Genomic DNA, 22,576 nt, shown 5'->3' with positions numbered 1-22,576 from the left:
AAGGTCGCCGGCTGCGGCGCGGGTGCGGCGCGGCATGGCATTCGAGGCCGGTCGCGCCACCCATCGCTAGACCCGACGTCGATCAATGATCGCAGCGCACAGGTATAGCATCGTTGTCATCGCACCGTGCAGACGCCGGGATGACGCTCCCGATCACGACGACCAGCGGCACCCAGCCATGCGGGCATGCGGCACGTGTCGTGTCATACGCACCGGTCAGGACCGGGCTCAAGGCCGGCCTCCGGCGCCGACGCGGCCGTGCGCCGGGACGCCCGCCATGACCCCCCGCTCGGCGAGCAGCCGCTCCAGGGCGTCCACGAAGGCCGACGCCGGGACCGCCGCCACGGGCACCGCCCAGAGCTCGGGCCACCGGGTCTGCGGCGGCGGGCGCAGGCGACGGCATTTCACGGCGTCTTTCTCGGTCATCAACACGGGCGCGCCGCCCCAGCCTGCCACGTCCGCGACCCGGAACCGATGGTGATCCGGATAGGCGCGGGCGTCCACCCGCAACCCCTGCGCTTCCAACATCCGAAAAAAGCGTGCCGGGTGGCCGATACCGGCCACCGCCGTCACCCGCTCGCCGGCGAAATCGGCCAGGGCGCGGGTGCGGCGCGGGTCCGCCAGGCTCACCGCCGCCGACGGCTGCAGTGCCAGCGCCGGCAGGCCGGGCTGGCCGCCGCCGGTGGCGATGACGAGATCCGCCCGCGCGGCGCGCCGCACCGGCTCGCGCAACGGCCCCGCCGGCAGGCAGCGGCCGTTGCCATGGCCACGGCTGCCGTCGATGACCAGAATCTCGCACCGCCGTCGCAGGCGATAATGCTGCAGGCCGTCGTCTGTGATGATGACGTCGCAGCCGCGGCCCGCCAGGGCGCGGGCGACGGCCACCCGGTCGCGACCCACGGCGACCGGCGTATGGGTATCCGCGGCCAACAGTGCCGGCTCGTCGCCGAACAGCGCCGGGTCGGCATCCGTGGGGACGAAGCGCACACCGTCGGCGCCGGCGCCGGCAGCAGTGCTGGCGGGCGCCCCATGGCCACGGGCGGCGATGCCGGGATGCAGCCCCCGGGCACGCAAGTGTGTCGCCAGCCAACGCACCAGCGGTGTCTTGCCGGTGCCGCCCACACTGAGATTACCGACCACCACCACCGGGACGCCGACATCGACGCTCGCGAGCCAGCCGCGCGCATAGGCCATCGCCCGCAGCGTTGCGAGCCCGCAATAGAGCCAGCCCAGGGGCGCCAGCAGCGCCGCCACCAGCCTTCCTGCGCGGCTGCCGCCGTACCAGATCACCGCGGGATCCAGACCCCGGCGCGCCGCTGCGGCCCGCTCACTGCGCCGGCGGGGCATCGGCGGACTCCGGCGCCGGCTGCGGCAACGGCGCCCGCAGCTGGGCACGCTGCAGGCGCGCGTAGTGCCCGTCGGCGGCGAGCAGCTCGCGGTGACTGCCCTGCTCCAGGATGCAACCCTGCTCCAGCACCACGACGCGATCCACATGCTCGATGGTGGACAGCCGATGGGCGATGACCAGTGTCGTGCGGTTTGCCATCAGCGCCGCCAGCGCCTCCTGGATATGGCGCTCGGCTTCGGTATCCAGCGCCGAGGTCGCCTCGTCCAGAATCAGGATGGGGGCATCCTTGAGCATGGCCCGGGCGATGGCGAGGCGCTGGCGCTGACCGCCCGAGAGCAGGATGCCACGGTCTCCGACGAGGGTCTCGAAGCCCTGCGGCAGTGCGCTGATGAACTCCAGCGCATGGGCCGCCGCCGCGGCGCGCTCCACGTCGGCCCGGCGGGCGTCGGCGTTGGCGCCATAGGCGATGTTGTCGGCGACGCTCGCGTTGAAGAGCACGATGTCTTGCGTCACCAGCGAGATCTGCGCGCGCAGGCTCGCCAGCGTCACCGTGCGATGGTCGATGCCGTCCACCAGAATCCGGCCGTCGGTGGGGTCGTAGAAGCGCGGCAAGAGGCTCACCAGCGTGGACTTGCCGCTGCCGGAGCGCCCCACCAGGGCCACGCTCTCACCGGCGCCGATGTGCAGATCGAGCCCGTGCAGCACCGGGCCCTTGCCGGCCTCGTAGACATGGGTGACGCCGCGGAAGTCGATCTCACCGCGCGCCCGCGCCAGCACCCGTTTGCCGGTATCGTGCTCGGTCTCACTGTCCAGGAGCTCGAACAGACTGTCGGCGGCGACGATGCCCCGCTGCAGTTGGGAGTTCACCGCGGTGAGCCGTTTCACCGGCGGCAGCATCAGCCCCATGGCCACCACGAAGGACATGAAGGTGCCGACGGTGATGTCTTCGCGCAGCCCCTGCAGGGTCGACAGATAGACGATGACACCGATGGCGACGGCGGAGAGCAGCTGCACCACGGGCACGCTGATGGACTCCACGGCGATGACCTTCATCTGCAGGGAGCGGGTCTTCTCGTTGATGGCAGAGAAGGTTTCGGACTCGCGGCGCTCGCCGCCGAAGGCCTTCACCACCCGGTGGCCGTCGATGACCTCCTGCGCCACGTGGGTGAGCGAGCCGACCCGGTCCTGAATGCGCGCGCCGTACTGACGAAAGCGCCGGGTGGCGTACTTCATGGAAAAGGCCATCACCGGCCCGATGAGCAGGAAAATGACCGAAAGCGCCGCATCCAGGTACAGCATATAGGCCAGCAGCGCCAGGGCGGTGAAGCCATCGCGCACCAGCGTGGTGATGGCCGAGGTCGCCGCGGTGGCCACGTTCTCGACGTTATAGGTGAGCTTGGCCAGCAGCTGACCGGCACCGTGGGCGTCGTAATAGCGCGTCGGCGCCCGCAGCAAGTGATCGAACATCTGCTGGCGCAGGTCGGCCACCACGCGCCGGCCCACCCATTTGAGGCAGTAGTTGTTGACGAAGCCGGCGATGCCGCGCACCACGAAGACCGCCACCAGCAGGATCGGCATGAGCCGCACCACATCGGGGTCGCGCTCCACGAAGCTGCCGTCCAGCAGCGGCTTGATCATGGCCGCGAACACGGGCTCGGTGGCTGCGAACACCAGCATACCGACGATGGAGAGCGCGAACATGCGCCAGTACGGTTTCACATGGCCGAGCAGGCGCCGATAGATGGCGCGCCCGCAGCCACTGCCGTCCGCAAGGCCGGTGGCGGCACTCACGGCGTCTGATCCGTGCGGCTGGCGGCGAAGGCCACCCGCTGCAGGCCGAGCTGCGCCAGGGCATCCAGGGCCGTCATCACCGCCTGATGCGGGGTCTCGGCATCGGCCCTGATCAGCACGGTCGGCTCGGCCGCCTCGGCATCCGCCAGCGCCGCCTCCAGCGCCCGGCGCAGTGCGCCGGGATCGGTGCCGGACACATCGCGGCCGTTCACGGCGAAGCGTCCGGACCGATCCACCACCAGCGCCAGCAGATCCAGCTCGCCGGCCTGCGCGGGCTCGCCCTGCGCCTGCGGCAGGGTCAGGCGCAGGCGGGCGTCGTCATTGAAGGTGGTGGATACCATGAAGAAGATGAGCAGCAGGAAGACGACATCGATCAGCGGCGTCAGGTTGATATCCGCCGATGCCCGCCGCCGGGGCCTGAGATTCATGGCTGTCCCCCATCGTCACCGGCCTCGCGGTCACCCTGCATCACCTCGATGAGGCGCAGCGCCTGCTCCTCCATGGCGACGGCGAGCTTGTCCACCCGGTTGTCGAAATAGCGATGGAACATGAGCGCCGGGATGGCCACGGACAGCCCGGCGGCGGTGGTGATGAGCGCCTGCGAGATGCCGCCGGCGAGCACGCCGGGGTTGCCGACGCCCGCCTCCATGATGACGCCGAACACCTCGATCATGCCCAGCACGGTGCCGAGCAGCCCCAGCAGCGGCGTCACCGCCGCAATGGTGCCCAGGGTGTTGAGGTAACGCTCCAGGTCCGCCACCACCTGCCGGCCGCTGTCCTGGATGGCCTCTTTCATGATCTCGCGCGCATGGAAGCGGTTGACCAGACCCGCCGCGAGCATCCGCCCCAGGGCCGAGCCGTCGCGAATCTCGGCGATGCGCTCGTCGCTCAGGCGCGCCTGGCGGTGCAGCTGCCAGATGCGGCTGACCAGATCCTGCGGCATGATCGCCCGGCGCCGCAGCACCCAGGAGCGCTCGATGACGATGGCCAGCGCGATGACGGAACAGAGCAGAATCGGCCACATCAGCCAACCGCCCGCCTGCAGCAAGTCGAACACCCGGTCAGTCACTCCCGCGTTGCCCTTCCGGCTTCACGCCGGACCCAAAACTCCGAAATCTTAACAGTTCCCGGGCGTGCTTCCGATGGCAGCGCGGCCCGACTGGTGACCGACCCGGCCATGGGCGGCGCCGGGCTACCGGGGGCGACGGCCCGGCTCGGTCCGCCGCCGGCACGGCAGTCGGTTGTCGTGGGCAGGCGACGCGGCGGCGGCAACGCCATCGGCGAGCACGACGGCATGCTCAGGGTGGCGGCCGGCGCATGGCCGCCTCGGGGCGCAGCCGGTGACGCCAGAGTCGCTGTCGGACCTCGCGGGTGCGCACCGGCACCAGCCGGCCCGGCTCCGCCGGCAGTCGCAGGGTCACGGCGCCCGCCGTCGCCGTGTTCATACTCGCCGCGCCCAGCGTCCGCACCCGGGCGACCACCGCATCGCTCGGGAAGCCGTAGCGGTTGGCGTAGCCGGCGGAGAACCAGACCCAGTCCGGGTCCACCGCACGCAGGAAGCGCGCACTGCTCGAGGTGTCGCTGCCATGGTGGGCGGCGAACAGCACATCGGAGCGCAACGCCCGGCCGTAAGCGTCCACCAGGGCGGCCTCGATCTTCACGTCCACATCGCCGGTGAGCAGCACGCTGGCGCCGGCGGTGGCCACCCGCAGCACACAGGAGGCGTCGTTACCTTCCGCATCGCGACCGGTCGGGTGCAGGATGCGAAAATCGACGCCGTCCCAGCGCCAATGTGCGCCCGCCCGACAGCGCTCGACACGCATGCCCGCCGGCGCCTCCAGCTCTCCCGGCTCGCCGCTCAGTAAACGCCGCAGCGGCAAATCCGCCGCGAGGCCGGGGAGTCCGCCCGCGTGGTCCTGGTCGGCGTGGCTCACCATGGCGATATCCACGGCCCGGACGCCGCGGTGACGGAGATAAGGCGCCACGACCACGGCGCCCGTATTGAACCCGCTCGGCCAGCCGACGCCCATGTCGTAGACGAGGGTATGCCCGGCCGTGCGCACCACCACCGCAAGCCCTTGCCCAACGTCCAACATGGTGAGCTGCGCCGTGCCCGGCGGCGGCGTCGGCGGGCGGGCCGCCGCCAGCGGCAGCAACAGCACCAGACCGAGCCAACGCGCCGGCACCCCCCGCGGCGCGAGCAGCAACAGCGCGCCCGCCGCCGCCACCAGCCAGACCCAGGGCGCGCGCGCGCCCAGGGTGACACCCGCCAGATCCCAGGCGGCGATGTCGGCGAGCAGGGCATAACCCGCCTCCAGCAACAGGGCCACCGGCCACAGGGCCCAAGCCCAGTCGCCGGCGAGGGCCAGCGCGGCGGACAGCACCACCACCGGCAGCACCAGCCCGAACAGTGGCACCAAGAACAGATTCACCGCCGGCGCCACCAGCGATGCACGCCCGAAGAACAACAGCAACAACGGCAGCAGTCCCACGGCCACCGCCCACTGCGCCCGCCCCCAGCGCACCACGGCGAAGGGCGGTGCCAGCCGCTGGCCGAGGGCGTAGAGCAGCACCGCCACCGCACCGAAAGACAGCCAGAAGCCATAGGAGAGCACGCTCGCCGGGTCCAGCAGCAGCACCGCCAGCAGCGCCAGCGCGAGCCCCGACAAGGGCCGCAGGGTGCGCCCGAGCATGGTCGCCACCAGCACCACCGCCAGCATGGCGAGCGCCCGCTGCGTGGAGATGGAAAAACCGGCGAGGGCCGCATAACCGGCGGCGGCCAGCAGGGCCGCAGCCGCGGCCGCGCGCGGTGCGGCGACCCGGCGCGTCAGGCGCGGGAACCGCGACCAGATCCAGCGCAGGGCGAGCAGCACGACCCCCGCGATCAGGCCCACATGCAGGCCCGAGATGGCAATGAGATGACTGGTGCCCGTGCGCGAGAACACCTCCCACTGCTCCGGGGTCAAGCCGCCGCGATCACCCAGTATGAGCGCAGGCACGAGCGCCGCGGCGGGCCCGGGCGGCAGCAGGGCCGTGAGACGGTCACGCAGGCCCTGGCGCCAACGATCCAACACGTAGGCCCCGGCACCGGCATGCAGGCGCACGGCGGTCTCCGGGTCGCGCACGTAACCGGTGGCGGCGATGCCGCGCTGAAACAGCCAGCCCTCGTAGTCGAAGCCGCCGGGATTCACGAACCCATGCGGCGGCTTCAGGCGCACCGACAGCCGCCATCGCTCGCCGGCGCGCAGCGGCGGGCGCTCCCGATACCAGGACAAGCGCACCAGGCCGCGAAAGGCGAGCCGCTCGCCGTCCATGCGCAGCCCCTCGATGCGGAACAAAAAGCGCTCGGCATAGCCCTTGTCTTCGGGCAGCGCGGCGATCCGCCCCTCGGCCACCAGGGTTTGACGCACCAGGTCTTCGGGGAAGGGGCTGCACTGGACGCGGCAGGCATCCAGGTACGCCCACAGCGCGCCGAGCGCCGCCAGCAAGATCACCAGCGCCGGCATGAACAGCGTTGGCAGCCGCCGGCGCCAGCCGACTGCCATCGCCAGCACCATCGCCGCCCCACCCACCAGCAGCCAGGGCACCCAGGGCGCCGGCATGCGCGGCAACGCCATGAATCCCCCGCAGCCGAGTGCGAAGGCCAGCGCCAGCGGTGTCGGTGAGGGCCGGCTCCGTGTGGCCACGGCTGCGGCGGTGGCGCGCTGTGCTGAAACGCCAGCCATGGGCGGTACCGGGTGTCAGCCCCGACGCGATCGGCCTTGGGCGCTCGGCCGCAGCCCGGTGCGCCCGCACCCGGGCCCGCGCCGGCGGGCGCGGCGACGGCCGCGGATGGGCCCGATGACGCCGCCCGGCACTGGCGTATACTCGCCCCGGCGCCGCCCACTCATAGGCCCGAACCCGATACCGTGAGACGCTGGCTCAAGGGCATACTGCCCGATCCGCGCGTGATCCTGGAAAGCCGCTGGATCCGCGTGTTCGGCAGCCTGTTGCAGGACCCGAATCTTTGGCATCTGAACCGACGCTCGGCATCCGGCGCCGTCGCCGTCGGCCTCTTCATGATGTACATGCCGCCCTTCGGACAGGTGTTCATGGCGGCGGCGGCGGCCATCAAGCTGCGGGTCAATCTGCCCATCGCCGCGTCGCTGATCTGGCTCAGCAACCCGCTGACCATACCGCCGATGTTCTATCTGGCCTATGTGATCGGCGCCTTTCTGACCGGACAGCCCATCCGCACCTTCGAGCCCGACTTCTGGCTCGACTGGCACAACTGGCTCGGCGTGCTCGGGCCGCTGGTGCTGGGCTGCCTCATCTGCGCCTGCACCGCCGCCGCCGCCGGCTATTTCACGGTGCAATGGCTCTGGCGCCGAAGCCTGCGGCGGGAGATCCGCCGCCGGCGCGCGCGCTATGCCGGCGCCCGGGACAGCACCCCATCATCCAGGCGCCACATGTGATCCGCGCGCGCCGCGAGGTCCAGGTCATGGGTGACGATGACGAAACTGGTGCCCTGCTCGGCGTTGAGCTCCAGCATCAGCGCATAGACCTCCGCCGCGGTGTGCCGGTCCAGATTGCCGGTGGGCTCGTCCGCCAGCACACAATCGGGACGCGTCACCAGGGCGCGCGCGATGGCCGCCCGCTGGCGCTCGCCGCCGGAGAGCTCGGAGGGCTTGTGTGCCAGCCGATGGTCGAGGCCCACCCGCGCCAGCAAGGCCGCCGCCCGCGCGCGCGCCTGTGCCGGCGAAAGCTTGCCGATCAACAGCGGCATGGCGACGTTCTCCAGTGCGCTGAACTCCGGCAACAGATGGTGGAACTGATAGACGAAGCCAAGCCGGCGATTGCGCAGCAAGCCGCGCGCACGCTCCGACAGGCGCATGGGGTCCTGCCCCGCCCACAGCACCTGTCCCGAGGACGGCCGCTCCAGGCCGCCCAGGCAATGCAGCAGCGTGCTCTTGCCGGAGCCCGAGGCGCCGACGATGGCGATGCGCTCCCCCCGCTGCACGACGAGATCCACGTCCCGCAGCACCACCACCGCCTGCGGGCCCTGGCGGAAGGTCTTGCCGATGCCGCGGGACTCCAGCACGGGGGCAGCCGTGTCCGCCGGCGCCGCCGCGGCGCGTGCGGCGAGATCATTCATAGCGCAGGGCCTCCGCCGGGTCCGTGCGCGCCGCGCGCCAGGCCGGATACAGCGTGGCGAGCACCGACATGAGGAAGGCGCCGCCACCCACCCGCAGCACATCCTCCATGCGCACGTCCGACGGCAGCGCGCTGATGTAGTAGATGCTCGGGTCCAAAAAGTGCACGCCGAAGGCGCGCTCGATGCCGGCGACGATGGGCTCCACGTTCCAGCCGAGGAGCACACCGCCGACGACGCCGAGCAGGGTGCCGGCGACGCCGATGGCCGTGCCCTGCACCATGAAAATGGCCATCACCCGCCCCGGCGACGCGCCGAGGGTGCGCAGCACGGCGATGTCGGCGCGCTTGTCGGTCACCACCATCACCAGGGTCGAGACGATATTGAACGCCGCCACGGCGACGATGAGGAACAGGATGATGGTCATCATGCGCTTTTCGGTGCGCAGCGCCGCGAAGAAGTTGCGGTGTACCTGGGTCCAGTCCGTGACCCGATAAGCGACGCCGACGCCCGCATCGAGCCCAGGGGATTGTGCCGACTCAGCGCGTGCGGCCTGCGCCTGAGCGTTCAGCGCATAGGCAAGCTCCCGGGACACCAGGGGCGCATCGAACATGTCCGCGAGCTTGAGACGAATACCCTCGGCGGCCTCACCCAGGCGCATGAGCAGGGCCGCATCGGCCATGTGCATGAAGCCGGCGCCGCGGTCGTAGTCCGACATGCCGACTTCGAACAGCCCCACCACCTCGAAGGCCTTGAGCCGCGGCATGACGCCCACGGGCGTTGCGTTGAGCTGCGGTGTCACCACGGTGACCTTATCGCCGACGCCGACGCCGAGCACGGCCGCGAGCTCCACACCGAGGACGATGTTGAAGCTTTCCGGCGTCAGTTCGTCCACACTGCCCGCGACCATATCCTGGCGCAGGTCGGACACCGCGTCCTCGCGCGCCGGCACGATCCCGCGCAGCAGTGCCGCATGGGTGCGCCCGGCGTGCATCAGCATCGACTCAAGCTCCACATAGGGGGCGGCGCCCACCACATCCGGATACTGCTGCACACGCGCCACCAGCGCCGGCCAATCGGCAATGCCCGTCTCCGGCACGCTCAGGGTGGCGTGGGAGGCCATGCCGAGGATGCGTTCCTGAATCTCTTTGTGGAAGCCGTTCATCACCGACAGCACCACGATGAGGGCGATGATCCCCAGCATGATGCCGAGCATGGAGATCAGCGAGATAAAGGAGATGAAGTGATTGCGACGCCGTGCCCGCGTGTAGCGCAAGCCGACGAACAGGGATAGGGGCTGGAACATGGGCGGGGATGCGAGCGTGCTTTGCGCACGCGAAAAAGGGGTGACGTCGCACGTCGGCCACGATGGACGGAGCACGCGACACCAAGGCAGTCCGGGACGGCGGCGGGGTCGAGACCATCCGCAGCCCGCCTCGGGCTGCTGCCCGGTGGCCGGCGCATCCACGCCGGCCACCGGGCATCGCACGTGCCGTTATTGACCAGCCCGGGGCGGCATCATCGGTGCCGGCGCATAACCTGGGTACATGGGCATCGGCGGCCTCGCCATGGGCAGCGGTGGGCGGGGTGCATTGTAGTACTGCTGCCAACGCTTCTGTGCCTCTTCCATGGCCTGCTGTCGCATGGCCTCGTACTGTTTCATCATCTCCGCCTGGCGTTCGCGAGCCGCTTGCGCGGCGGCTGCGGCCGACGGCGGCGCCACGGGCGGCGGCGGCGGTGCCATGAGGTAGCCGCCAGCGCCGCCGGGCGCAGGTGCTTCGGCCACCGCAGGGGTAGGCTCCGGTGCCCTCGGCGAGGCTACGGGTGCCGGCATCGGGGCGGCTGGCATCGGGGTAGCTGGCGTCTGGGTAGCTGGCGTCTGGGCGGCCGGCACTGGGGCGGCCGGCACTGGGGCGGCCGTGGACGTCAGCGCCGGCTCGGGCTCGGGCGTCGGCTCGGGCGTGGTTGCCGGTTCCGCCGCGGGCGCCGGCTCGGCAGGGCCGCCGGCATTCGCCGACTCGGCGGATTCCTCACGCATGACAGCTTGAGCAAAGGCCTCGGCCTCGGCCTGGCTCACCTCTTGCTGGGGCTCCATGCTCGGGGGCTCCATCTCGGGGAGCGCCAGGACTGGGACATCCATCGCCGGGACATCCATCACCGGCGCTGGCCCCGGCTCGCCGCCGGCGGTCCCCATGTCTTCGGGCATGGATTCGGGCGCCGCCGGTTGATCGCGGGCGGCTGCGACTGCGTCCTCAGGGGCCTCGGCGGCGGACTCTGCGAACGCCGGCGCTTCCACCGCGGGGGCGTCAGCGGGGGCGGCCACAGGGACGTCGGCGGGCGTGACCGTCTCGGGCTTGGGCTGCGGCGTGGGCGACTCGGCGACCATCGCCGCCGGCGCTGGTGTGGTCTCGACCGCGGGCTCGGCTGGCGGCCCTGCAGAGGGTTGGGCAGGGGGTTGGGCAGGGGGTTGGGCAGAGGGTTGGGCGATGGCCGGCGCGGATGGCTGTTCCTCACGCTGCACCGGGGCCTCGGCGCTCGGCTGCACCGGTGGGGCGCCGGCATCCGCGCTGGTACCGGCGGCCGACATCACCGTTTCGGGAGCCATCGCTTCCGAGACCATCGATTCCGGGGTCGTGGGCGCCGGCGGCGTCTGGGCCATCGGCGTCTGGTCCATCTGCTCGCTGCGCTCCACGGCACCGAGGTACAGATAGCCGAACAGCAACACCAATCCCCAGAGCAGGAGCTTCGGTAGGAAGGTGAGCCGGCTGTTGGAAGCTTGTTCGCCTGATGCGGCCATGGTGTTTACCTCGTGCTTCAAAATTCGGACGTGCATGATACCCCTTGCGGGACTGGGACGCCCGACCGGGGCACCGGTGCGGTGCCTGCGGTGCGGCGCCCGCGCCGGCTATCCGGGCGGTGCATTTCACCGCCATCCGAGCGCCGTTGCCCGGCGACGTCGCGCGGGTACCGACGTCCACGGATCAGGACCCGGCGACAACCGCCAGCAACAGCGGGCGCACGGCATCGGCGCAGCGTGCCAGGTTGGCCTCGATCTCGGCCATGGTCACCTCACCGTCGGCCTTGCCAGCGGCCCAATTGACCACGAACGCCAGCAACGCGTAGTGGAGCCCGCGCTCGCGCGCGAGCGCCGCTTCCGGCAGCGCAGTCATGCCCACCAGATCGCAGCCGTCGCGCTCCAGGCGTCGGATTTCAGCCGCCGTTTCCAATCGTGGTCCCTGGGTGACGCCATAGGTGCCGCCGGCGCGCACGTCCATGCCGAGGCCGGCCGCGGCGGCGAGCAAGCGCCCGCGGAGCATCGGCGCCAGGGGCGCGGTGAAATCGACGTGCACCACATCGCCATCGGCGCCGTCATGGAAGGTGCCCAGGCGCCCCCAGGTATAGTCGATGAGCTGATCGGGCACGCACAGGCGTGTCGGCGCACAATCGGCGGCGATACCACCGACGGCGCCGAGTGCGATGACATCGGTGACACCGAGGTCCGCCAGGGCTTGCACATTGGCCCGGTAGTTGATGGCGTGCGGCGGGATGCTGTGACCGGCGCCATGGCGTGGCAGGAAGTAGAACTGACGCCCGGCGTAGCGCAGCGTCAACAGCTCTGCCGAAGGCACGCCATAGGCGGTGTCCACCCATTGTCGGTGGACCGTTTCCACGCCCGGCAGGGCTGCAAAACCGGACCCGCCGATGATGCCGAGATGTCCCATGCAGATGCTCCGTTGCCGACCCGCGACTGCTTGCGACACCCCGCAGCCCTGGGCCGGAGACGACAAAACCGCCGGCAGTCTACGCTGCGACAGCGGCGGCGGCAAACCGGTATGACCGTCGCATCGGGGTCTTTGGTGGTCGCCAAGGGGCTCAGCTCGCGGTCCGGTGAGTCGGGCCGATTCTCGATCAGCAGGCAGTCGCTTTCGGTGAGGGTGTTTACGTACCGTCGCGCGGCGCGCATCAGACATCTTCGTCCGCCGCGGCGTAGATACCCGGCAGATTGCGGAAATAGCGCTTGTAGTCCAGCCCGTAGCCCATGACGTAGCGGTTGGGCAGATGTAGGCCGATGACATCGGGCCGATAATCGGTTTCGGCGGCGCCCTGCTTCGCGGTCAATACCGCGGTGGTCACACTGGCTGCCCCGTCATCGGCACAGGCCGTGGCAATGGCCTCCATGGTGTGCCCCTGATCAAAGATATCGTCCACGATGAGCACGTGCTCACCGCGCACGGCCTCCGCCGGGCGATGCTGCCAATGCACTTCGGCGCCGCTCAGTGCACCGCGATAACGGGTGGCATGCGCATAGTCCAGGCGCAGCGGAAACTGCAGGCGCGGCAGCAGCAGCCCGGCGACGACGATGCCGCCGGTGACCACCGACAGCACCAAGGGGTCCTTATCATCCAGGCGCGCGGCGATGTCGGCGGCCATGGCGTCCAGCGCCGCCTCCACCGTCGCCTGATCAGCCAGGCACTCGGCACGGGCCAGCACTCCGCTGTAATGATCCGCTGGCATCTTTTGCATGGGACGGCTCCTGTGGCGGGTCAGTGGGACGGGAGTAAGGTTGGAGTGACCGACGATGGGTGCTGCGTCATCGGTCACGGGCAATGCGCACATCCAGGTGGTCGCGCAGCCGATCGCCGAGCAGGTTGACCGCCAATACCACCAGCATCAGCGCAAGACCCGGCGCTGCCACCAAGTGCGGCGCGACGAGCATGTGCGCGACACCATCGCGGATCATGCTGCCCCAGGACGCCGACGGCGGCTGCACGCCCAACCCCAGAAAGGATAACCCAGCCTCGGCGACCACCGCACCGGCGACGCCGAAGGTGGCCTCCACGATCAGCGGGGCGACGGCGAGGGGCAGCAAGTGCCGACGCAGAATGCGCGACGGCCCGGCGCCGAGCGCCCGCGCGGCCAGCACATGATCGCGACGGCGCAGGGACAGCACCTGCGCGCGCACCAGCCGGGCATAGCCCACCCAGCCGACGGCCGCCAGCGCAATGACGACATTGCCGAGGCCGGGGCCCAGGATGCCCGCCAGGGCGATGGCCAGCAGGATGCCGGGAAAGGCCAGGAAGACATCGATCACGCGCACCACAATCAGGTCCGACCAGCCCCCGGCGAAGCCCGCAACTCCTCCAACCAGGGTACCAACGACCGCCGACAGCAGGACGACACCGAAGCCCACCGCCAGGGACGTGCGCGCCCCGGCGACGAGGCGCGCGAGCACCGGGCGTCCAAGATCGTCGGCGCCCAGCGGGAGAGCCGCCGAGGGCGGCGCCAGAATGCGCGGCAGGTCCACCCGGTTGGCCGCGGCCGAGACGAACGCGCCCGCCAGCGCCGCCGCCAGCCACGCCAGCAGCACCAGCCATGGTAACGCCCGCAGCAGGCGCCGCAGCGGGGCCGCCGCGGCGCCCCATCGCCCGGCGCTGTGCGGGCGCTCAACCGGCGCTGATGCGCGGGTCAGCCCAGGCATAGGCGAGATCCGTCAGCGTATTGACGAGCACATAGGAGAGGCTGATCAGCAAGACACAGCCCTGCACCACAGGGAAGTCCCGCGCTTTGATGGACTCCACCAGCAGGCTGCCGATGCCGGGCCATGCGAACACCGTCTCCGTGATCACGGCGCCCGCCAGCAGCCCGCCGAGCTGCAGGCCGACCACCGTCAGGATCGGCAGCCAGGCATTGCGCAGCGCATGTCGCCACAGCACCGCCGTCTCACCCAGGCCCTTGGCGCGTGCTGTGCGCACGTAGTCTTCGTTGAGCACTTCCAGCATGCTGGCGCGCACCATCCGCGCAAGGATGGCGGCGAGGGCAGTACCGAGGGTCATCGCCGGCAGCACCAGGCCGAGCGGTGTCTCATCACCGCTCACCGGCGTCCAGCCGAGCATGAGTGAGAAGACGAGGATCAGCAGCGGCCCGAGCCAGAAGTTCGGGATGGACATCCCCAGCAGTGACAGCGTCATGGCCGCCGAATCCACCGCGCCGCCCCGAAACCGCGCCGCCAGCACACCCAGCGGCAGGGCGACGACCAGGGCGATGCCGAGCGCCGCCGCGGCGAGCCACAGCGTCGCCGGCAGGCGTTCGGCGAGGATCGCCGTCACCGGACGCTGATCCAGAAAGGAGGTCCCGAGATGCAGCCGCAGCAAGCCGGCAAGATAGTGCGAATATTGTTCCCACAGCGGCCGGTCCAGGCCCAGGGACGCACGCAGTGCGGCTCGGTCCGCCGCCTGGGCACGTTCGCCGAGCATGGCCTCCACGGGGTCGCCCGGCACCAGATGAATCAGCGCGAACACCAGGGTACAGACGCCGAGCATCACCACCAGGGTGCTGGCGAGACGCGTCAGGATGATCGCAGGCACGTTGCGCGGCAATGGCTGGTGGTCACCGGCGTCAGCGGATGTCGACGATGCTGCCCACCGGCACGGCATCGAACAGCGCCAAGAGATCGGCATCGCGCATCCGGATGCAGCCGTGGGAGCGTGGCACGCCCATGGGCTCGGTGGGCGGACAGCCGTGGATGTAGATAAAGCGCCGCAGGGTGTCGACGTCACCACCGCGGTTGCGGCCGGGCTCGGTGCCCGTGAGCCAGAGGATGCGGGTCAGGATCCAATCCCGCGCCGGCTGCGCGGCGCCGAGCTCGCGGCCATAGATCTCCCCGGTCCAACGGCGGGCGCGAAACACGGCGCCCGCGGGACAGCCGGCGCCGATCTTGAGACGCACCCGATGCCGCCCGCGCGGCGTGCAACCGCTGCCCTGTCGCTCACCCGGGCCGTTGGCGCCCGTAGAGACCGGATAGACACGGGCCGCTGCGACCGCGCGTAATGTCAGCGTCTGCTGCGACAGATCGATGTGGATCACCGGCACCGGCGTCCCCGGTCTTCGCGTAACTGTTGGCAGCGGGCGCGGGCCAGCACCCTCAGGCGGACTCCCGGCACTGCTTGCAGACACCATAGATGATCAGCGAATGGTCTTCGATCTCGAAGTCGTGCTCAGCGGCGATGGCGCGCTGGCGCTCTTCGATGATCTCGGATACGAACTCCACCACTTTGCCGCACTTGACGCAGACGAGATGGTCGTGATGGCCGCCGCGGTTCAGCTCGAACACCGATTGCCCGCCTTCGAAGTGATGACGGCAGACGAGTCCGGCGCCCTCGAACTGGGTCAGCACCCGGTAGATGGTGGCGAGACCGATCTCTTCGCCGGCGGCGAGCAGCTCTTTGTAGACGTCTTCCGCGCTCAGATGCCGGAGCGCGCTCGTCTCCAGCACATTGAGAATCTTGACGCGGGGCAATGTCACCTTGAGCCCCGCCTGCTTGATCTGCTGGTTCTCCATCATCGCTTCATACTCATCAAGCCGCGTACCGGGAAGCCCGCTGCACCGGCGCGTGCTGCATGTGCGTCTGCTGCGTTAGACTTGACCGGTCGATCCGCTGCTTGTGGCCGACGCCGCCTTGCGGTGCAACCGCGTCTGCCCCGGATGCGGCGTCGCCGCAGAGCAGCACCCAGAACGCTTCAACGGAGTCAGCCGGCCCGATGCGAAAGACTGTCATCCTCCTCGTGATCCTTGCTATTGGCGCACAATTTGGATGTGCACGCAATAAAAAGACCGACATTTACAAGGATTCATCCGTGCTCTCTGAGCTTCCTTTCGTGTACAAAATGCCGGTCCAGCAGGGTAACATCGTCACCAAGGACATGCTCGACGAGCTACGCATTGGCATGTCCAGGGCGCAAGTCCGCTATCTCCTCGGCACGCCGCTGTTGACCGATATATTCCACAGCGATCGCTGGGACTACACCTACACCATGAAGCGCGGTCACGCGCCCATGGAAAAGAAGCCCTTGACGCTCTTTTTCGACGACGACGCCTTGGTGCGCATCCAGGGCTTCGTGCCGCCGGACCCGGACCAGGGCATCCCGGGCGAGGACCAACCGGAGATCGTCGTGAAGGTGCCCGATTACGAAGAGCGCCGCGGCATCCTGCGGCGCACCCTCGGCGCCGTGGGACTCGAGCGCGAAGACTGAGGCCCGGAGGTGGTCTGACCTGCGCGTCGGATCGCGCATCGACGCGCGTCCTCCATGTCGGTGCCAGAACCTGGCCCGTCGCACCGGCCTGATCGACGGGTCGCAACGCTATCGGCGCGTGCCGGTCAGGCCTGCGTCTTCTGCTTCTGAGCACCGCCGGCGCTGGCGTCGGCTTTCTTCGCGCCCGCCGTCGCAGCCCGGGACTTGCGCGCTTGCTTTGGGTCTGCGATCAGCGGTGGATAAATTTCCACCCGGTCACCGTCCGCCAATGCGGTGTCGAGCTTCGCCACTTTCCCGAACACACCGACCTTGTTCGCAGTCAAGTCGATCTCCGGAAAGCGCTGGACGATGCCCGAACGCTCGATGGCCTCGGCGATCGTCAGTCCCTGTGGACCCCGCACCGGCAACAGCGCCTGCTGCGCCTCGCGGGCGTAGGCCACCTCCACGCCAATCGTCTCGTCAGTCACCGTACACCTCATCTGCCCGTTTGCAGAAGGCATCCACCAACGAGTTCGCAATGGTCCCGAACACGCCGCCGAAGGCCTTGTCGATGAGCCTGCCGGAAAACTCGAAATCCATCTCCAGTTCCACCTTGCAGGCATCCTCGCGCAGCGGCCTGAAGGTCCAGAGCCCGGTGAGCTTGCGGAATGGGCCGTCCATGAGATCGATATACATGCGCTCCGGCGGCTCGATGCGATTGCAGGTGGCGAAGGTTTGCCGCACACCCATGCGAGCAACTTCGATGCGCCCGCAGATCTCGTCCTCGGTGGCCGACAGCAGCTGTGCCGCATGGCACCAGGGCAGAAATTGCGGATAACCCTCCACATCGGCGACGAGCTTGAACATTTCCTCCGCCGAGTGGCGCACCAATGCGCTTTTCTTGATGACCGGCACGTCAGAACAACCCAATGGCGCGCAAGAAGACGACGATGACGCCGGCGGGCGCGACGAAGCGCACGAGCAGCCACCAGGCCCCGAACGCAAAGCCGTCGCTGCGCAGGCGCAGTTCGTGCTCGCTGGATGCCCGACGCATGATCCAGCCGGCGAAAATGGCGATGAGGACACCGCCGAGCGGCAGTAGCACATTGGCGGTGACATAGTCGAAGAGGTCCAGGAAGCCCTTGCCGAAAATCTTGACTTCCGACCAGACGTTGAGCGACAGCAGGCAGGCGATGCCCAGCAGCCAGACGACGCTGCCGCCCAGCGCCGCCGCGCGGGGACGGCTGAAGCCGCGGTTCTCCACCAGCCAGGCGACCATCGGCTCCAGCAACGAGATGGCCGAGGTCCAGGCGGCGAACACCAGCAGCACGAAGAAGGCCGCCCCGAACAGCACACCGCCGGGCATCTGGCCAAACGCGATGGGCAAGGTCTGGAAGATCAGCCCCGGTCCGCTGCCGGGCTCGAGCCCATTGGCCAACACGATGGGGAAGATCGCCATGCCCGCCAGCAGCGCCACCAACGTATCCATCGCGGCGATGATGACGGCGTTCTGGCCGATGGATGCCCGGCTGTTGAGATAGGAGCCGTAGATCATGATCGCCCCCATGCCGAGGCTCAAAGAAAAGAAGGCCTGGCCCATGGCGCTGAGCAGCGCCGCACCGGGCTGCGCGCCGAGCTCGGCGAAGTCGGGGTAGAACATGTACTCCAGGCCGGCGGCGAAATCACCGGCCTGCGCAGCGTATATCACCATCACCACCAACAGCACGAACAGCGCCGGCATCAGCCAGCGCACGGCCCGCTCCAGACCGCTGGCAACACCGCGTGCCACCACCAGCACGGTCATCACCATGAAGATGGTGTGCCAGGCGAGCAGGCGCTCCGGGTCCGCCACCAGCGCATTGAACATGGCCTCCGCCGCGCCCGCATCGACACCGGCGAACTGGCCACTGCCGGCCCGGAACACGTAGCCCAGCGTCCATCCGGCGATGACGCTGTAGAACGACAGAATCAGGAACCCCGCAAGAATACCCATCCAGCCCAGGAGCTGCCAAATGGGACTCACACCCTCGTCCCGGGCCAGCGCCCGCATGGTATTGATGGGGCTCTGGCGCCCACGACGCCCGAGCATGATTTCCGCCATCATGATCGGCAGGCCAATGGCGGCGACGCACAGCAGATACATCAGCACGAAGGCGCCGCCGCCGTATTCGCCGGCGGTGTAAGGAAACCGCCAGATATTTCCGAGCCCCACCGCAGAGCCCGTCGCGGCGAGAATGAACGCGAGCCGCGAGGACCACATGCCATGGATGGAGGTCGTCGAAGACACGAAATGCTCCTGTTGGGAAGTCACATGCCCGTGGCGACGGGATTGTGCGAACGGCGAACGACTTGACCGCGGGACGGGCCGCACCGGTCGCAACAGACGCGGCGCCGGCGCCGGTCCGCGTCAGGCACCGATTTCGGCCCGAACCGTCTCGGCGAGCTGCTCGGCGAGCCCCTGAACCTGCTGCGGCTCCGTCCCCTCTACCATGACGCGCACCACGGGCTCGGTGCCGGAGGGGCGCAGTAGCACCCGTCCGTGACCGGCGAGATCGGCTTCGACGCGCCCGATGGCGGCCTGGACCGCCGGCAGTGTCGTCGGGTCCATGCGCCGCTGCAGGCGTACGTTCACCAGTGCCTGCGGATATCGCTGTATCTCGGCCGCCGCATCCGAGAGTGCACAATCCTGTGCCGCCAGCGCCGCCAGCACCTGCAGCGCGGCGATGATGCCGTCGCCGGTGGAGGTGCGGTCGCGGCAGATGATGTGTCCCGACGGCTCGCCGCCGAGCGTGCCGCCGGTGCGCTTCAGGTGCTCCATGATGTAGCGATCGCCAACCTGGGTCCGCTCGAAAGCCACATCGAGGCGGCGCAGCGCCAGTTCCAGGCCAAGATTGCTCATCAGTGTGCCGACGACGGGCCCGGCGAGGGCGCCGGCCGCCAGGCGGGACTTGGCGATGATGTAGATGAGCGCGTCCCCGTCCACCACCGCACCGGCGGCGTCCACCATCATCAGCCGGTCGCCGTCGCCATCGAACGCGATACCCAGATCCGCCTGCTCTGCCAACACCCGGTGCGCCAGCGCCTCGGGCTTGGTGGAGCCCACGTCGCGGTTGATGTTGAGCCCGTCCGGCGCGGCGCCGATGGTGACGACGCGAGCGCCGAGCTCTTCGAACACGAAGGGCGCGATGTTATAGGTGGCGCCATGGGCGCAGTCGATGACGATCGTGAGGCCCTTCAGGGAGAGCGACTGCGGAAAACTGCCCTTGCAGAACTCGATGTAGCGCCCGGCGGCATCGTCGACGCGTTTGACCTTGCCCAGCTCGGCCGTTGGCACCGTCACCAGCGGACGATCGATTTCGGCCTCGATCGCCAGCTCGATGTCATCCGCCAGCTTGTCACCGGCGCCGGAGAAGAACTTGATGCCGTTGTCGTCGGAGGGATTGTGCGAGGCGGTGATGACGATGCCCGCAACACCGCGGAAGGTGCGGGTGAGATAGGCCACCCCCGGCGTCGGCATCGGCCCCAGCAAGCGGATGTCCACCCCCGCCGCCACCAGTCCGGCCTCCAGTGCCGACTCGAACATGTAGCCCGAGATGCGCGTGTCCTTGCCGATGAGCACAGTACCGGCGGCGGCGCCGCCCAGCACCCGTCCGGCGGCCCAACCGAGCTTGACCACGAAATCCGGGCTGATGGTGGGCTCACCGACCCGCCCCCGAATACCGTCGGTGCCAAAGTATTTACGCTTCACGCGGACTCCTCTTGCGCAGCGGGATCTTGTTGTGCTGCTGCGGCCACCGCCGCAACCACTTTGAGCGCATCCACGGTGGCCGCGACATCGTGCACCCGCAGCAGGCGCGCGCCGCCGCGGGCCGCGATGACGGCAGCGGCGAGGCTGGCGGGCAGTCGCGCCTCTACCGGCCGGCCGGTGAGCGCCCCGAGCATGGACTTGCGCGAAATGCCCACGAGCATCGGCGGACCGAGTTGGGCCAATGCCGGAAGCCGCGCCAAAAGGGCAAGATTATGCGCCAAGCGCTTACCAAAGCCAAAACCCGGATCGATCAGCAAACGCTCCCGCCCCATCCCGACGGCGAGGCAGGCGGCGATGCGCTCGGCGAGAAACGCTCGAACCTCGGCGACGACGTCGCCGTAGGCGGGGTCCGCCTGCATGGTGCGAGGCTCTCCCTGCATGTGCATCAGGCAGACGGGCAGATCCAGGGCGGCGGCCGCCTCCAGCGCACCCGGTGCGCGCAGGGCGCGCACGTCATTGATGAGCGTTGCCCCCGCGGCCGCCGCGGCCCGCATCACCTCGGGCTTCGAGGTGTCGACGGATATCGGCACCGGTAGTCGAACAGCCAACGCCTCGATGATGGGTGCCACACGACGGCACTCGTCCGCAGCGGCCACCGCCGCCGCCCCGGGTCGAGTGGATTCGCCGCCGACATCGATCACGTCGGCGCCCTCGGCGACCATCTGTTCGGCCCGGCGCAGTGCCGCCTCTGGCACAAAAAAATCACCCCCGTCCGAAAAGGAATCGGGGGTGACGTTGAGCACACCCATCACCTTGGGTGTGCTCAGGTCGAGACGGTGGTCACCACAGACGAGGACGGGTCCGTTGCCGCGATGGGTGGGTGATGTCTGCAGCGCGGCCGTCTCGCGATCGCTCAATGCTCGCCCGCTGGTCCGCCGATGGTACCACCGGAGGGCCGCGGCCCCTTTTCCGGCTGCGCCTGCGCCGGAGCATCCGCGCTGCCGCTCGGAGGCTCAGAGGCATCATCGCTCCACTGCTTGGGGGCGCGCGGCTCGCGGCCTTCCATGATATCGCTGATCTGCAGGGCGTCGATGGTTTCGTACTTGATCAGCGCCTCGGCCATGCTATGGAGCTTTTCCATATTGTCTTCGAGCAGGGTCTTGGCGCGCTCGTAGTTGCGATCGATGACGCTGCGGATCTCCTTGTCGATGAGGTGCGAGGTCTCGTCGGAGATATTCTTGTGCTGCGTCACCGAATGCCCGAGGAACACCTCCTGCTCGTCCTCTCCGTACGCAAGGGGCCCGAGCTTATCCGACAGGCCCCATTTGGTCACCATGTTGCGCGCCAGTTCGGTGGCGCGCTGAATGTCGTTGGAGGCACCCGTCGTGACCATGTCCGCGCCAAAGATCAGTTCCTCGGCCAGGCGCCCGCCGAACAGCGACGAGATCTGACTCTCGAGGCGCTGCTTGCTGTAGCTGAAGCGATCATCCTCCGGCAGGAACAGGGTCACACCGAGCGCCCGACCACGCGGGATGATGCTCACTTTGTGCACGGGGTCATGTTCCGGCACCAGCCGGCCGACGATGGCGTGGCCGGACTCGTGGTAGGCGGTGAGCTTCTTCTCGTCATCGGACATGACCATGGAGCGCCGCTCGGTGCCCATCATGATCTTGTCCTTGGCTTTTTCCATGTCCGCCATGTCCACCAGACGCTTGTTGGCGCGCGCCGCAAACAGTGCCGCCTCGTTGACCAGGTTGGCGAGGTCGGCGCCGGAGAACCCGGGCGTGCCACGGGCGATGACGGAGGCCACCACGTCGTCGGCGCCCGGCACCTTGCGCATGTGCACCTTCAGGATCTGCTCGCGCCCGCGCACGTCAGGCAACGGCACCACCACCTGGCGGTCGAAGCGGCCCGGACGCAGCAGCGCCGGGTCGAGGACGTCCGGACGGTTGGTGGCGGCGATGACGATGACACCTTCGTTGCCCTCGAAGCCGTCCATTTCCACCAGCAGCTGGTTGAGCGTCTGCTCGCGCTCGTCATGACCGCCGCCGAGACCGGCGCCACGGTGGCGGCCGACGGCGTCGATCTCGTCGATGAAGATGATGCAGGGCGCGTGCTTCTTGGCCTGCTCGAACATGTCGCGCACGCGTGAGGCACCGACACCGACGAACATCTCGACGAAGTCCGAGCCGGAGATGGTGAAGAAGGGAACCTTGGCCTCGCCGGCGATGGCGCGGGCGAGCAGCGTCTTACCCGTGCCCGGCGGGCCGACCATGAGCACGCCCTTTGGGATCTTGCCGCCGAGCTTCTGGAATTTGGACGGGTCTTTCAGGAAGTCGACCACCTCGACGACTTCTTCTTTGGCCTCTTCGGCGCCCGCCATATCGGCGAAGGTGACCTTCACCTGGTCCTCGCTCAGCATGCGCGCCTTGCTCTTGGCAAAAGACATGGCGCCGCGGCCGCCAGCCCCGCCCTGCATCTGCCGCATGAAGAAGATCCACAGGCCGATCAGGATGAACAGCGGGAACCAGTTGATCAGGATCTGCAT

At 68.9% G+C, this 22,576-nt stretch carries 23 protein-coding genes; 2 read left to right on the top strand and 21 right to left on the bottom strand.

Going from position 1 to position 22,576, the window contains the following annotated elements; all coding sequences use genetic code 11:
* Positions 1-228 precede the first annotated feature (228 nt).
* From lpxK to QZ588_RS03025, 5 genes are all read right to left on the bottom strand, one after another.
* Positions 229-1,347, bottom strand: a complete 1,119-nt coding sequence (gene lpxK / locus QZ588_RS03045) for a tetraacyldisaccharide 4'-kinase (protein WP_295539755.1) — start codon at positions 1,345-1,347, stop codon at positions 229-231.
* On the bottom strand, positions 1,328-3,139 hold the full coding sequence (gene msbA / locus QZ588_RS03040) for a lipid A export permease/ATP-binding protein MsbA (RefSeq protein ID WP_295539752.1): 1,812 nt from the start codon (positions 3,137-3,139) through the stop codon (positions 1,328-1,330). Before msbA ends, lpxK begins: the two co-directional genes overlap by 20 nt.
* Entirely contained in the window at positions 3,136-3,567 is a 432-nt protein-coding gene (locus tag QZ588_RS03035; protein WP_295539750.1) for a biopolymer transporter ExbD, read from the bottom strand. The genes msbA and QZ588_RS03035 overlap by 4 nt, the downstream gene beginning before the upstream one ends.
* On the bottom strand, positions 3,564-4,196 hold the full coding sequence (locus tag QZ588_RS03030) for a MotA/TolQ/ExbB proton channel family protein (RefSeq protein WP_295539747.1): 633 nt from the start codon (positions 4,194-4,196) through the stop codon (positions 3,564-3,566). The genes QZ588_RS03035 and QZ588_RS03030 overlap by 4 nt, the downstream gene beginning before the upstream one ends.
* A gap of 241 nt (positions 4,197-4,437) precedes the next feature.
* Entirely contained in the window at positions 4,438-6,864 is a 2,427-nt protein-coding gene (locus tag QZ588_RS03025) for a DNA internalization-related competence protein ComEC/Rec2 (protein WP_295539745.1), read from the bottom strand.
* Between the two features lie 183 nt (positions 6,865-7,047).
* On the opposite strand from QZ588_RS03025, the gene QZ588_RS03020 reads away from it, so the two are divergent.
* Complete coding sequence (locus QZ588_RS03020; protein ID WP_295539742.1) at positions 7,048-7,593, top strand: DUF2062 domain-containing protein; 546 nt, start codon at positions 7,048-7,050, stop codon at positions 7,591-7,593.
* Here the strand turns inward: QZ588_RS03020 and lolD are convergent.
* From lolD to QZ588_RS02970, 10 genes are all read right to left on the bottom strand, one after another.
* Positions 7,545-8,273, bottom strand: coding sequence for a lipoprotein-releasing ABC transporter ATP-binding protein LolD (lolD, locus tag QZ588_RS03015; protein ID WP_295539740.1), 729 nt, complete (start codon positions 8,271-8,273; stop codon positions 7,545-7,547). The two genes, QZ588_RS03020 and lolD, sit on opposite strands and share 49 nt — an antisense overlap.
* Positions 8,266-9,576 (bottom strand): lipoprotein-releasing ABC transporter permease subunit, encoded by a 1,311-nt coding sequence (locus QZ588_RS03010; protein WP_295539737.1) that lies wholly within the window; start codon positions 9,574-9,576, stop codon positions 8,266-8,268. Before QZ588_RS03010 ends, lolD begins: the two co-directional genes overlap by 8 nt.
* Positions 9,577-9,765: 189 nt before the next feature.
* Complete coding sequence (locus tag QZ588_RS03005; protein ID WP_295539735.1) at positions 9,766-11,067, bottom strand: hypothetical protein; 1,302 nt, start codon at positions 11,065-11,067, stop codon at positions 9,766-9,768.
* A gap of 184 nt (positions 11,068-11,251) precedes the next feature.
* Positions 11,252-11,992: an S-methyl-5'-thioinosine phosphorylase gene (locus tag QZ588_RS03000; protein WP_295539733.1), complete on the bottom strand. Its 741-nt coding sequence runs from the start codon at positions 11,990-11,992 to the stop codon at positions 11,252-11,254.
* Between the two features lie 241 nt (positions 11,993-12,233).
* Positions 12,234-12,794, bottom strand: coding sequence for a hypoxanthine-guanine phosphoribosyltransferase (locus QZ588_RS02995; RefSeq protein WP_295539730.1), 561 nt, complete (start codon positions 12,792-12,794; stop codon positions 12,234-12,236).
* 67 nt (positions 12,795-12,861) lie between these two features.
* Positions 12,862-13,749: an ABC transporter permease gene (locus tag QZ588_RS02990; RefSeq protein WP_295539727.1), complete on the bottom strand. Its 888-nt coding sequence runs from the start codon at positions 13,747-13,749 to the stop codon at positions 12,862-12,864.
* Positions 13,715-14,635, bottom strand: coding sequence for a nickel ABC transporter permease (gene nikB / locus QZ588_RS02985; RefSeq protein WP_295539724.1), 921 nt, complete (start codon positions 14,633-14,635; stop codon positions 13,715-13,717). Before nikB ends, QZ588_RS02990 begins: the two co-directional genes overlap by 35 nt.
* A 31-nt stretch (positions 14,636-14,666) precedes the next feature.
* On the bottom strand, positions 14,667-15,134 hold the full coding sequence (locus tag QZ588_RS02980) for a L,D-transpeptidase (protein ID WP_295539721.1): 468 nt from the start codon (positions 15,132-15,134) through the stop codon (positions 14,667-14,669).
* Positions 15,135-15,192: 58 nt separating this feature from the next.
* On the bottom strand, positions 15,193-15,609 hold the full coding sequence (gene fur / locus QZ588_RS02975; protein WP_295539897.1) for a ferric iron uptake transcriptional regulator: 417 nt from the start codon (positions 15,607-15,609) through the stop codon (positions 15,193-15,195).
* 16 nt (positions 15,610-15,625) lie between these two features.
* Entirely contained in the window at positions 15,626-15,826 is a 201-nt protein-coding gene (locus tag QZ588_RS02970; protein ID WP_295539719.1) for a hypothetical protein, read from the bottom strand.
* 79 nt (positions 15,827-15,905) lie between these two features.
* Between QZ588_RS02970 and QZ588_RS02965 the strand changes: the two genes are divergently transcribed.
* The gene (locus tag QZ588_RS02965) at positions 15,906-16,301 is read left to right on the top strand and encodes an outer membrane protein assembly factor BamE (RefSeq protein ID WP_295539717.1); all 396 of its coding nucleotides are present in this window, start codon (positions 15,906-15,908) and stop codon (positions 16,299-16,301) included.
* Between the two features lie 125 nt (positions 16,302-16,426).
* Here the strand turns inward: QZ588_RS02965 and QZ588_RS02960 are convergent, their stop codons facing one another.
* The 6 genes from QZ588_RS02960 to ftsH all read right to left on the bottom strand — a co-directional run.
* Positions 16,427-16,768, bottom strand: a complete 342-nt coding sequence (locus QZ588_RS02960; protein ID WP_295539715.1) for an RnfH family protein — start codon at positions 16,766-16,768, stop codon at positions 16,427-16,429.
* Entirely contained in the window at positions 16,761-17,195 is a 435-nt protein-coding gene (locus tag QZ588_RS02955) for a type II toxin-antitoxin system RatA family toxin (RefSeq protein ID WP_295539712.1), read from the bottom strand. The genes QZ588_RS02960 and QZ588_RS02955 overlap by 8 nt, the downstream gene beginning before the upstream one ends.
* A 1-nt stretch (position 17,196) precedes the next feature.
* Positions 17,197-18,567, bottom strand: a complete 1,371-nt coding sequence (locus tag QZ588_RS02950; RefSeq protein ID WP_295539710.1) for a sodium-dependent transporter — start codon at positions 18,565-18,567, stop codon at positions 17,197-17,199.
* Between the two features lie 120 nt (positions 18,568-18,687).
* Entirely contained in the window at positions 18,688-20,028 is a 1,341-nt protein-coding gene (glmM, locus tag QZ588_RS02945) for a phosphoglucosamine mutase (protein ID WP_295539707.1), read from the bottom strand.
* Complete coding sequence (gene folP, locus QZ588_RS02940; RefSeq protein ID WP_295539894.1) at positions 20,025-20,837, bottom strand: dihydropteroate synthase; 813 nt, start codon at positions 20,835-20,837, stop codon at positions 20,025-20,027. Before folP ends, glmM begins: the two co-directional genes overlap by 4 nt.
* A gap of 104 nt (positions 20,838-20,941) precedes the next feature.
* On the bottom strand, positions 20,942-22,576 hold a 1,635-nt coding region (gene ftsH / locus QZ588_RS02935; protein ID WP_295539704.1), incomplete at its 5' end, for an ATP-dependent zinc metalloprotease FtsH.

The organism is uncultured Thiohalocapsa sp. (assembly GCF_913062725.1).
Taxonomy (GTDB): Bacteria; Pseudomonadota; Gammaproteobacteria; order Chromatiales; family Chromatiaceae; genus Thiohalocapsa.
The sequence above is the reverse complement of the archived record's forward strand: the minus strand, read 5'-3'. Positions and strand labels throughout refer to the sequence as shown.